This is a genomic window from Sphingomonas sp. JUb134, from assembly GCF_004341505.2.
Classification (GTDB): domain Bacteria; phylum Pseudomonadota; class Alphaproteobacteria; order Sphingomonadales; family Sphingomonadaceae; genus Sphingomonas.
The window spans coordinates 3,235,466-3,248,591 of sequence record NZ_SLYP02000001.1 but is presented as its reverse complement, the minus strand read 5'-3'; the positions used below and the strand labels follow the sequence as shown (position 1 = coordinate 3,248,591).

Below are 13,126 nucleotides of genomic sequence, written 5' to 3'. Positions count from 1 at the left end.
GTTCCATTTTGACTGGTTCTGCTGCCAATATGTCTTCGGGAATACGGGGGGTCAAATGATGCGTACACGTAAGGGGATCGCGATCGCGCTCGCGGGGGCAAGCGCCTGGGCGCTGCCGGGGATTGCTTCGGCGCAGACGATGACGAGCGAGCAGAGCCTTCCGGCGGCGGCCGACGACATGGCGCCCGAGGGGGAAGTGGTCGTGCTGGGATCGCGCATCCCGCGCGTATCGGGGGACGGGCCGGCGCCGGTGACGACGATCACCGCCGAGGACATCCTGCGCAACGGCTACCAGAGCGTGCCCGACGTCCTGCGTGCGATCACGCAGAATGGCGGCGAGACCCAGAGCCAGCAAAGCGCGTCGGGTGCGGACTTCACGCCGGGCGCCCAGCAGGTGGACCTGCGCGGGCTGGGGCCGAACCATACGCTGGTGCTGGTGAACGGCCGCCGCATCGCCGACTTCCCGCTGCCGTTCAACGGCAACAGCAACTTCACCGACATCTCGAACATCCCGGTGGGGCTGATCGAGCGGGTCGAGATCCTGAGCGGCAGCGCGTCGGCCATCTATGGTTCGGACGCGATCTCGGGCGTGGTGAACTTTCAGCTCAAGTCCAAGCCGGACGGGACGCGGATCGACTATCGCTATGGCACGACCGAGCATGGCGGCGGGTCTTCACACCGCCTGAGCGTGACCACCGGCTGGGAGACGGGGGGCTTCCACGGGGTGTTCGGAGTGGAGGCGCTCGATCAGAAGCCGCTGTGGGCGTACGATCGCAAGATCCAGGATTCGACGCAGGACGACCCGACCGGGCCGCTCGCGCGCCGCACCTTCCTGCGCGCCGACGAATATCTCTACTACATCGATCCGGGCAAGGCGACGTGCGACCGGCTGTCGGGGCTGAACGGCGGCAGCACCTACTACGCCATGCGACCGGGCCGGGACACGATCGACGGCGACGGCTATTTCTGCGGCAGCGACACCTCGATCGGCTATGGCACGATCCAGTCCAAGCGGCGCTCGATCAGCGCCTATGGATCGATGGGCTATACGCTCAACGACGAGGCCGAGCTGTTCCTGGATTTCCAGGCGAGCTATTCCAAGCTCAGCCTGTTTCGAGACGTGCTCGACTGGTATTATGTGGCGCCGGACGGGAATGAGGAGGGCACCTTCTTCAACCCGAACCACCTGAGCCCCGACCAGACCTATAGCGGGCTGCAGCTGGACAATTGGACGCGGCAGTTCACGCCCGAGGAGATGGGCGGGCTGAACGCCGGCATGACGCGCAACCGCTCCACCACCTTCAACGTGACGCCGGGCATCAAGGGCCGGTTCGCCGACAACAAATGGGGCTATGAGTTCAGCGTCAACCACGCCGAATACCAGTCGCGCGTGTCGTTCCCGCAGGTGGTGATCGACAAGGCCAACGCCTTCTTCCTGGGGCCGCAGGTGGGCGTCGACCCGGAGACGGGCTATGCCGAGTTCGATGCCGATCCGACGCGGCTCTACACGCCGCTGACGCCGGGCGAGTACCGTTCGATCACCGCCGATTCGATCTATCGGCCGAAGTCGTGGGTCACCAACGTCGCGACCACGGTGAACACCACCGAACTGTTCCGCCTGCCGGGCGGCGCCGCCGGCTTTGCGTTCACCGCGGAGGCGGGGAGCCAGGGATACAATTTGCGGCCGGATCCGCTGGCACTGACCCAATATTATGTCGGGCTGGTGGACTCCGACGGCCGCGGCAAGCGCAGCCATTGGGGCACGGGCGGCGAGCTGCGGCTGCCGGTGCTGTCGTTCGTGGAGCTCGACCTGGCCGGCCGCTACGACCATTATTCCTTTGCGGGCAACGGCTTCGGCAAGTTCACCTACAACCTGGGCGCGGTGGTGCGGCCGACGAGCACGCTGGTGCTGCGCAGCGCCTATGGCACGGGCTTCCGCGCGCCGGACCTCAACTATGTGTTCCGGGGCCCCGGCAACACCCACCCGTCGGCGACCGACTATTATCTGTGCCGGACGGACCCGGACCAGCCGGAGGAAATCTCCGACTGCGACTATGCCGACGAGGGCATCGTCTCCCACCGTTCGGGCAATCGCAACCTGAAGCCGGAGACCTCCAAGTCGCTCAACGCCGGTGTGATGTGGCAGCCGCGGCGCTGGTTCGACATGTCGATCGACTATTTCCGGGTCGCGATGAAGAATCAGGTGCTCGACATGAGCATCGACAATCTGCTGCGCGACGAGGCAGACTGCCGGATCGGCCAGACTGCGGCGGGATCGCCGGTGGACGGCAATTCGCCGACCTGCCTCGACGCGCTGGCGCGGGTCGAGCGCTATTCGGGCGGCGCGCTCGATGGGCAGCTGCAGGGCGTCACCATCAACCCGATCAACGTCGCGGAGGAAACCACCGACGGCATCGACGTGGCCGCACACATCCGCGTGCCGACCGCACAGGCGGGCAGTTTCTCGCTGCGGGTGAACTACACCTATGTGTTCAACCACACGATCCGGCAGTATCCGGGCGATCCGAAGATCAGCAAGCTCGACTATGACAGCGACTATGACATCCCGCGCGACAAGGGCACGGCGAGCCTGACCTGGGATCTCGAGCGCTTCTCGACGACGCTGACCGGCCAGCGGCTGGGCAAGCTCCCCAACTACGACCAGGACGCGTACATCAAGGCGAGCTACCTGTTCAATCTGTCGGCGCAGTACAGCTTCACCGACCGGCTGCGCCTGTCGGGCACGATCAACAACCTGTTCGACCAGGATCCGATCAAGGACCCGACCTATGGCGCCTATCCCTATTACGACATTTCGTGGTTCGATTCGGTGGGCCGCAGCTTCTATGCACAGCTGACCTACAAGATGGGGGGTGCGAAGCTGTGATGCGGATGCGGGCGATGGCGCTTGGCGGCGCGCTGTTTCTGGCCGCGTCGGCGCCGGCGCTCGCCCAGGGGCTGTCGCGTGCCGAGGCGGTGATGGGGCAGACGGTCGACGCCGAATATGAGCGCTCGGTGGCGCTGCTCGGCCGGCTGGTGGACCAGAACAGCGGCACGCTCAACCTGGAAGGGGTGACCAAGGTCGGCGCGATGATGCGCGCCGAGCTGGAGCCGCTGGGCTTCACCGTCCAGTGGAAACCGATGGCGGCGGTGCAGCGCGCCGGCCATCTGGTGGCGGTGCATGCCGGCAAGCCGGGCGGCAAGCGCATCCTGCTGATCGGCCACCTGGACACCGTGTTCGAGCCGAGCTCGCCGTTCCAGAAGTTCGTGCGCAAGGGTGACAAGGCCGAGGGGCCGGGCGCGGGCGACGACAAGGGCGGCATGGTCGTGATCGTGGCGGCGCTGCGCGCGATGCAGGCGGCGGGCACGCTGAAGGACGCCAATATCGAGATCGTGCTGACCGGCGACGAGGAGGATGCCGGGAGCCCACACCGCATTTCCCGCGCGGACCTGATCGCGGCCGGCAAGCGCGCCGACGTGGCGCTCGACTTCGAGGGGCTGGTGACGGAGGGCGGGCGCGACATGGGCTCGATCGCCCGGCGTTCGGTCACCGACTGGCGGATCACGGCGACGGGCAAGACCGGCCACTCCTCGCTGATCTTCACGCCCGAGCTGGGTGACGGGGCGATCCACGAGCTGGTGCGCATCCTGGCAACGTTCCGTGCGGAGCTGCCGGAGCCGAACCTGACCTTCAACCCCGGCGTGATCGCCGGCGGCGCGACGGCGAGCATCGACGAGAGCGGCAATGCGGCGGCCACCGGCAAGACCAACATCATCGCCCGGACGGCGGTCGCGACCGGCGACTTCCGCACGCTGAGCGAGGAACAGACGGCGCGGGTGCGCGGCAAGATGGAGGCGATCGTCGCCGCGCATGCGCCCGGCACCGACGCCAAGATCGAGTTCGGCGAGGGCTATCCGGCGATGGCGCCCACGGCAGGCAACACGGCGCTGCTGGCGGCGCTCAACGCGGTCAACCGCGACCTCAAGCTGCCGGAGATGTCGCCGCTCGATCCGCTCAAGCGCGGCGCGGGCGACATCTCGTTCGTGGCAAACGACGTCGACAGCCTGGCGGGGCTGGGGACGGACAGCAGCGGCGACCATGCGCCCGGCGAGACGGTGGACCTGGCGAGCATCCGCCGCCAGGCCAAGCGCGCGGCGATCCTGATCTCCCGGCTGGCGAACGGACGGGAGGGGTCCGGACGCTAGCCCAGCGGAGGCGAATCGCGTGGCCGGGGGGATGTGGCTGCACGGCCGCAAGGGAACGGCCACGCGATTCGTATCGCCGGCCGAGGAATTGCCGCTTGTGGCGCGGGGCTAACGGGCGCGCCGAGCGCGCCCGGAACCAATGCATCTGCTCGGCCGATGCCTGCGGACTCGCGAACGGGCAGCAAGCTCTTCGCTAGTATCCGGTTCAGCTCAAGCTTTTCCAAAACTTTGCGAATATTTGAAGACTGCGCTTTCGCTGCGTTGACGCATGTAGATCCGTCGTTAAACCATCCATAACGGATCAAAAGGGGCAAATATGAAGATGCTGTCGCAGGGGGGCGGATCCAAGATCGCGCGTTTGCTCACGAGCACCGCGATCGTGAGTGCTGCGGCGGGCGCGCTTGTCGCCGTCCCTGCCTTCGCGGAAGGCGAATGTGGCGTGGCGACGCAGGGCAGCGTGACCTGCTCTGCGGCAGACAACCCCTATCCGAACGGCATCACCTACCTGTCCCCCGCGGTCGATCCGGCGGCCGATCCCGGCCTGGACCCAACGGTTCCGGTCTATGACCTGACGGTCAACCTGGGCGAGGGTGTCGCGATCGAGAGCGGCGCGAACCCCGGGGTCGCCATCATCGGGTTCAACGAGGGTGCCGCGACGCTCAACGCCTTTGGCGACACCAGCATCGCCGTTTCCGGCACCGGCGCTATCGGGGTGATCGGCAGCACCAACTATGGCGACCTGACGATCAACACCGACAGCATCGTCGCGGACGGGCGCGCCTCCCAGGGCATCAACGCGGTCAGCAACGCCGGCGACATCACCATCGATGCCGGCTCGATCACGACGACGGGCAACAGCTCGGTCGGCATCAGCGCCAATGGCTATACGGGCGACATCCGGATCGCGGCCGACACGGTCACCGCGGCGGGCTATTATGTCGGCGGCATCTATGCCTATGCCGGCAACGGCGACGTCACGATCGACGCGGGCACCGTCGCCACCACCGGCGGCAGCTTTTACGATTACGGCTCGGACGCGATCACCGTACGCGCCGGCGCCGGTTCGGTCACGATCGATGCCGAGACGGTGTCGACGCAGGCGGACTATTCGGAGGGCATTCGCGCCGTCTCGTTCGGCCCGGACGCCGTCGTTGACGTTACCGCCGGCAGCATCACGACGAGCGGTTATGGCGCCGTGGGCGCGGTGGTGCAGGGCAGCACGGCGCAGCTGACCGTCGGCGACATCACGACGTCCGGCGACGGCGCCTATGGCGCGGTGATGTTCGGCACCGGGCCGGGGGGCGCCACCTTCGTATCGGACGGATCGATCGAGACCAGCGGTGTGGACGCGAACGGCGTGTTCGTGAAGGCCTATGGCGGCGATGCTTCCATCACCGTCAACGATGTTTCCACCACCGGTGATTCCGCGCCGGCGATCTATGCCTATGGGACCAACACCAACGTCACCGTAAACGGGGACGTCTCGACCAGCGGGGCGAATTCCAACGGTGTCACGGCCGTCGCGATCGGCGGCGACCTGAGCGTCGCCAACAATGGTTCGATCGCCACGAGCGGGGCGGGAAGCGCGGGCATGGCGCTTGCGGCCCTGGGCGACGTGACGGTCACGGGAGCGGGATCCGTTTCGGCCAGTGCGACGGGTATCGACGCCTACAGCGCCGCCGGAAACATCGACATCACCCAAGGTGCGATCGCGACGAGCGAGGCGGGTGCCGATGGCGTCCATGCGGAGACGGCGAACTACTATGGCACCGCCGGCAACATCACCGTCGATGTGGGCTCAGTCGAGACCGCGGGAGACTTTGCCGACGGGGTCGATGCGACCGCGTTGAACGGCGGCGCCATCGACATCACGCATGGGGAGGTGTCGACCAGCGGCGAGCAAGCCTTCGGCGTGGTCGCGGTCGGACTGGAGGATGTCAGCATCACCGGCGAGTCGGTGACGACGACCGGCTACAACGCGGCGGGTGCCTATGCCGTCAGCATCGGCGGCGACGTCACCGTGGCGCAGGGGACGGTCAGCACCGCCGGCGACTATGCGCCGGGCGTCGTGGGGGCATCCTATTTCGGAAACGTGACGATCTCGGCCGACAGCGTCACGACCACGGGCTATTCGTCGAACGGCGTGCTCGGCGTGGCGCTCTATGGCGGTGATACCAACATCACCGTCGGCGATGTCAGCACCAGCGGCGACAGCTCGTTCGGCGTCAACGCGCAGGCGTACAACGCCGCTGCCGTGACCGTCACCGGCACCGTCACCACCAGCGGCTACGCGTCCGATGGCGTCAACGTGTATGCGATCGGCGCGATCACGGACGAGGACAACGGCGCGACCGTCATCAACAACGGCGCGGTGGTGACCAGCGGCGCCGAGTCCGACGGCATCCATGTCGAGGCCTTCTACGGCGACGTGTCGATCGGGGGTACGGGCTCGGTCACGACGACCGGGGACTTCTCGACCGGCATCTTCGCGCGCAGCCAATATGGCGCGATCGACATCGCCAGCGCTTCCGTCGCCTCCACCGGGGTCGGCATCGATGCCTATGCATCGGGCGGGGTGACCGTGGATGCAGGAACGGTCCGGACGACGGGCGACGGCTCGGTCGCCATCGCGGCGGGCGGGTTCAACAGCGTTGCGGTGACCGCGGACGCGGTATCGACCCGCGGCACAAACGCGACCGGCATCAGTGCGGCGAGCTTCGGCGGCGATGTCACGGTGGACGTGGGATCGGTGCGAGTGTCGGGCACGGACTCGCGTGCGATCCGCGCCCTGGGCTTCGGCGGCGGCGCGGACGTGACGGTCGGCGGGGCGGTGCGTTCGACCAGCGGCACCGCGATCGAGATGATCGCGGGCGGTGCCGGCGGCGGCGGCGGCGACCCGATGGGCGACCCGGCGCGCGATGGCCTGGCGCGGCTGACGATCGCCGCCGGCGGATCGGTCCACGGCGGCACGAACGCCGTCACCGTCACGTCGCTGAACGGGACGACCATCACCAACGACGGCACGATCACGGGTGGCAGCGGCTATGCGATCCAGGCGTCCGGCGGCGCGGCGACGATCGCCAACAACGGAGCCCTGACCGGCCGGCTGCAACTGACGGACAATGCCGACCGGCTGACCAACGCCGGCACCCTTACCCTGATCGGCGACAGCGATTTCGGGGCCGGGGCCGACGTGCTGAACAACAGCGGCACGATCCGGCTGGGGGGCGCCGCTGCGACGCGGACGGTGGCGATCACCAATCTGGAGACGCTGTCGAACAGCGGCCTCATCGACCTGCGCAACGGCCGGGCGGGCGATGTCCTGACGCTCGCCGGCACCGCCTACACCGGCACCGGCGACGCGACCCTAGGGCTCGACCTCCGCTTCGGGACCACGACCGCCGCCGTCGATCGGCTTGTGGTGGGGAGTGCGAGCGGCTCCACCTTGGTCACCTTGCAGGCGAGCGACGGCCAGGCGATCCTGATCCCGGCGACCACCATCGTCCAGACCTCCGCCGCCTCGTCGGCGACGGCCTTCACGCTGGACCCGGCATCGCGCGACATCGGCCTCATCCAGTACGGCATCACCTATGATCCGACGGCGCTGGCCTATCGCCTCGTCAGCGCGCCCAGCGCGACGGTGTACCGCCAGGCGAAGCTCGGCGAGGGCCTCGCCTCGGTGTGGAACCGGTCCGGGGACGCGGTGACCGCCCACCTGGCGGCAGGTCGGGATGCGGGCTGGGGCAGCCCTGCCACCGACACGACCGGCCGGCTCTGGCTGCAGATGTTCGGGGAGGTCAACAAGCGCAAGGAAACGCGCGACTTCGCGTTCAACAGCCTGGTGCAGGATGACGTGAACCTGGGCTATCGCCAGGATGCGTTCGGCGGCCAGATCGGCTTCGATATCGGCGGCGGCTCCAGCGAGAATGGCGGCGCCGTGTTCGGCGTGTCGACCGGCTATCTCTCGTCCGCGATGAACTTTGCCGGCTCGGGCGACCGGTTCGACATCGATACGCTGAACGGCGCCATCTATGGCGCGTTCCAGGCGGGCGGCCTCTTCATCAACGGCCTGGCGAAATACGACCGCTCGTGGATCGAGGCGCGCGGCAACCTCGCCAACTTCAACGTGGAGACCAAGGCGAATACCTGGGGCGGCAAGCTGGAGGCGGGTGCTCGCCTGGGCTCCGACACCTTCTTTGCCGAGCCCGCCGTGAGCATCGCGTACACCAAGAGCGACATCGACAGCTATGGCACGCTGGGCGGCCGCTTCGACTTCGACGACTTCGAGGGCCTGCGTGGCAAGGCAGGGGTGAAGATTGGGGGGGCGACCGACATCGGCGAGTCTTCCAAGCTGGTGTTCTACGTCGGTGGTGCCGCGGTGCACGAGTTCAAGGGCGACGACGGCCTGCGGTTCACGAGCGGCGCACAGACGCTCGTGCTGGGGAGCGATGCCCTCGGCACCTATGGCCAGGGCACGCTGGGCTTCAACATCATGACCGCGAGCGGCGTCACCGGCTTCCTGGAAGCGCATGGCGAATATGGCGACGACTATCAGGGCGGCGGCGGCCGTGCCGGTATCCGGATCAAGTTCTGATCGGTACAATACCCTGAGATACCAACCCGAGGCGCGGGCTCGCGGCATTGGCTGCGAGCCCATCGCCCCGTCGTCCCATCAAGAGGCCCGGATCATGAGTAACGCGCCCGCACCCATGGCCGGGGCAAGCAACGGACCGTCGCCGGCGACGCCGGGTACGCCCAAGCCGACGAACACCAACCTGACGGTGTCGCGCGGGCTGTCCGACTGGCTGCGCGCCAACCGCACGAGCATCGCCTTCACCTCCTACCAGACGGGGCAGTTGTTCCTGGTCGGCGTGACCCCGGCGGGCACGGTCTCGTTCAACCAGCAGAACTTCTCCCGCGCGATGGGGGTCTGCTACCAGCCCGGCAGGCTGTATCTCGGCACGTCGCACCAGATCTGGCGGCTCGAGAACATGCTTCGGCCCGGTGAGACGGCGAACCAGCATTTCGACATGGCGCTGATCCCGCGCAACGCCCAGACGACCGGCGACGTCGACGTGCACGAGGTCGGCACGGACGCAGCCGGGCGCGTGATCTTCGTCAACACCAAGTACAGCTGCCTGGCGACGCTGGACCTGAACCACAGCTTCCGCCCGATCTGGAAGCCGGGCTTCATTTCCAAGCTCGCGCCCGAGGATCGCTGCCACCTGAACGGGATGGCGATGGACGGCGGCACGCCGCGCTATGTGACGGCGGTCAGCCGCAGCGACAGCCTGACGGGCTGGCGCGAGCGCCGTCACGAAGGCGGCGTGCTGATCGAGGTCGCGACCGACCGCATCGTGACCGATCAGTTGTCCATGCCGCATAGCCCCCGGGTCCTGGGCGATCATGTGCTGGCGCTGGATTCCGGGCGCGGGCATCTCATCCGCATCGACCCGGCGACCGGTGAGCGGACCGACATCGCCTTCTGCCCGGGCTTCCTGCGGGGCATGTCGCTCCACAACGGCCATGCCCTGGTGACCGTGTCGAAGCCGCGCAACGGCACCTTCGCCGGCCTCGCGCTCGATACTGCGCTGGCGAGCCGCGATGCCGAGGCGTGGTGCGGCGTGCTGATCGTCAACCTCGCCTCCGGCGACATCGTCGAATGGATCAAGCTGGACGGCTTCATCACCGAATTGTTCGACGTTGCGGTGATGCCCGGCGTCGTGTGTCCGATGTCGATCGGACCCGATACGCCGGAGATGCGCTCCACGATCAGTTTCGATCGGGAAATATCCCCGCTGTCGTGAGCTTGCGTGGCCCGGGGCGTTCCTGCCCGCCACCCGTTCTTCCAGCAGCCGTGCGGCGGCGCAAGGCTGTATCGTGCCAGGTCAAAAAGGCGGGCATTCGCGTCCCGCGCCTGGCACGCGACCGTGGCGGGGCGGCCGTCGTCGGTGCTAAAGACGCGATCAATACCTGAGCATGGAAGACGATGACGGATCTCTCTGGACGCGAGGGGCAGCGGCTGGCTGCGCTTGCACAATATAAGATCGTGGACACGCCCCCCGAGGAGGCGTTCGACGAGATCGCCGAACTGGCCGCCGCGATCTGCGAGGCGCCGATGGCGATCGTGAACCTGATCGGGGACGGCCGCCAGTTCTTCAAGGCCGAGGTCGGCCTGGGCGTGCGGGAGATGCCGCTGGACACATCCTTCTGTGCCCAGGCGATCCTGGAGGAGGATTTCCTTCTTGTTCCCGACGCGGCCGCGGACCCGCGCTTTGCCTGCAATCCGCTGGTCACGGGAGCGCCGCACCTGCGCTTCTATGCGGGGGCGATCCTGAAGTCGCCCGAAGGGCTGCCGATCGGCACCCTGTCCGTGCTCGACGTTCGCCCCCGGACCCTCACCGGAGTGCAGGAGCGCGCGATCCGCGTTCTCGCCCGCCAGGTCATGGTGCAGCTGGAGCAACGGCTTGCCACCGAGCGCGCAGCGACGTCCGAGGCGCGCCAGGGGGCGATCGTGGACAGCGCCCAGGATTTTGCGATCATCGCCATGGACCTGGACGGCAAGATTCTGGAGTGGAGCTACGGCGCGGAGCGTGTGCTCGGCTGGTCGGAACGCGAGGCGGTGGGGCAGAGCGCTTCGCTGTTCTTCATCGAGGAGGATCGCGCAGCCGGGGTGCCGGATCGCGAGATGCAGTGCGCCCTGGAAGAAGGCCGGGCGATCGACGAGCGCTGGCATGTGCGAAAGGGCGGCGCACGATTCTGGGCGAGCGGCGAGCTGTCTCCGCTGCGCGATCGGGCCGGGCAGCATGTCGGCTTCGTGAAGATCCTGCGCGATCGCACCGAGGAGCACCTCGCCGGCATTGCGCTGCGCCAGGCGCAGGAGCGGTTCCAGACGATCTTCGACACGGTGGAGGCGGCGTTCGCCATCGTCGAGGTCAAGTTCGACGAGAATGAAGAGCCGATCAACTATCGCTTCGTCGAGGCGAATCCCGCCTTCGCGCGCCAGGCCGGCGTGGACCTGCGCGGCAAGTGGGTGACCGAATATGCGCCGGACCTGGAGCCGTTCTGGTTCCAGATCTACGGGCATGTGGCCAAGACCGGCGAGCCGACGAACTTCGAAAATTATGCCGAGGCCTTCCAGCGCTGGTTCGACGTGCGCGCGGTGCGGGTCGGCGACCCTGCCGACCGGCAGATCGCGATCATTTTCAATGATGTGACCGCCCGGCGGGAAGCGGAGGAGCGCCTGCGGGTCAGCGAGGCGAGTGCGCGGGAGAATGCGGAGCGGGTGCAGCTCGCCCTGGAGGCCGGCGCCATCATCGGCACCTGGCACTGGGATCTGCCGAGCGACCAGTTCACCGTCGACGACGCGTTCGCGCGCACCTTCGGCCTGGACCCGGCACTTGGCCGCAAGGGCATCCCGCTGGCGCAGATCACGGCCACGGTTCACCCGGACGACCGGCGGGGCCTGGAGGAGGCGATCGGCGAGGTGATCGCACGCGGCGGTCCCTACGCCCACCAGTATCGCGTGCGACGGTGCGACGGCCGCTATTATTGGATCGAGGCGAACGGACGGGTCGAGCATGGGCCCGACGGGACGCCGCTGAGCTTCCCGGGCGTCCTGATCGACGTCCAGGAGCGGCGCACCATCGAGGCGGAGCGCGACCGTGCGCTTGCGGACCTGCGCGCGCTCAACGAGACGTTGGAGCAGCGGGTCGCGCAGCGGACGGCGGACCTGGTGGAGGCCGAGGACGCCTTGCGCCAGTCGCAGAAGGTCGAGGCGATCGGGCAGCTTACCGGCGGGGTCGCGCACGATTTCAACAACCTGCTGACCGTCATTCGCGGGTCCGTCGACCTGCTGCGTCGGCCCGGCCTCTCCGACGATCGGCGCCAGCGCTACATCGACGCGATCTCCGACACCGCGGACCGCGCGACCAAGCTCACCAACCAGCTGCTGGCGTTCGCGCGCCGCCAGTCGCTGAAGCCCGAGGTCTTTGACGTTTCCGAAAGCGTGCGGACCGTCAGCGACATGGTGCGGACGCTGACGGGATCGCGGGTGAAGGTGTCCCTGAGGCTGCCGTCCGAACCCTGCTACATCGACGCGGACCGCAGCCAGTTCGACACCGCGATCGTCAACATGGCCGTCAATGCGCGCGACGCGATGAAGGGCGAGGGTGAGCTGATCCTGTCGGTTTGCACCACGTCCGAGATGCCGGCCATCCGGGCACATCCTGCGACGCCGGGGGAGTTCGTGGCCGTCTCGCTGACCGACAGCGGGCCCGGCATCCCGGCCGACAACATCGACCGCATCTTCGAGCCGTTCTTCACCACCAAGGGCGTGGGCGAGGGAACTGGCCTTGGGCTGAGCCAGGTGTTCGGATTCACGAAGCAGTCCGGCGGCGGCATCATCGTCACGAGCGAGGAAGGGGAGGGGGCGACCTTCACCCTGTATCTGCCGCGGGTCGAAGGAACGGCGGGCGTCCCGGCCGCAGCCGGCGACAATTCCCTCCCGCTCGGCGAGGGGGCCTGCGTGCTGGTGGTCGAGGACAATGCCGAAGTCGGCATGTTCGCGACCCAGGCGCTGGCGGAGCTCGGCTATGAGACGGTGTGGGCGATGGACGGGCGAAAGGCGCTGGCGGAACTGGCTGCCGAGGCCGGCCGCTTCGACGTCGTCTTCTCCGACGTGATGATGCCGGGCATGTCCGGCATCGAGCTTGGCCAGGAGATCGCCCGCCTCTACCCCGCGCTGCCGGTCGTCCTGACCAGCGGATACAGCGAGGTGCTGGCGCAGAACGGAACCCACGGCTTCGAACTCGTGCACAAGCCCTATTCGATCGATACGCTGTCGCGGGCCCTGCAGAAGGTTTCCCGGCGACGCTGAGGGGAGCGTCGCCGCGCCCGCCGGCAGCGGGCCGGCGCGTTC

The 13,126-nt window shown here is 67.7% G+C and carries 5 protein-coding genes; all 5 read left to right on the top strand.

What is annotated here, in order from left to right:
* Nucleotides 1-55: 55 nt before the first annotated feature.
* Entirely contained in the window at nt 56-2,887 is a 2,832-nt protein-coding gene (locus tag EDF69_RS15285) for a TonB-dependent receptor (RefSeq protein ID WP_239555520.1), read from the top strand.
* Between the two features lie 5 nt (nt 2,888-2,892).
* Nucleotides 2,893-4,206: a M20/M25/M40 family metallo-hydrolase gene (locus EDF69_RS15280; RefSeq protein ID WP_132883159.1), complete on the top strand. Its 1,314-nt coding sequence runs from the start codon at nt 2,893-2,895 to the stop codon at nt 4,204-4,206.
* Between the two features lie 316 nt (nt 4,207-4,522).
* Complete coding sequence (locus EDF69_RS15275; RefSeq protein ID WP_132883101.1) at nt 4,523-8,800, top strand: beta strand repeat-containing protein; 4,278 nt, start codon at nt 4,523-4,525, stop codon at nt 8,798-8,800.
* Nucleotides 8,801-8,894: 94 nt separating this feature from the next.
* Nucleotides 8,895-10,013: a TIGR03032 family protein gene (locus tag EDF69_RS15270; protein ID WP_425336656.1), complete on the top strand. Its 1,119-nt coding sequence runs from the start codon at nt 8,895-8,897 to the stop codon at nt 10,011-10,013.
* A 182-nt stretch (nt 10,014-10,195) separates the two neighbouring features.
* Complete coding sequence (locus EDF69_RS15265) at nt 10,196-13,084, top strand: PAS domain S-box protein (protein WP_132883102.1); 2,889 nt, start codon at nt 10,196-10,198, stop codon at nt 13,082-13,084.
* Nucleotides 13,085-13,126: the final 42 nt, after the last annotated feature.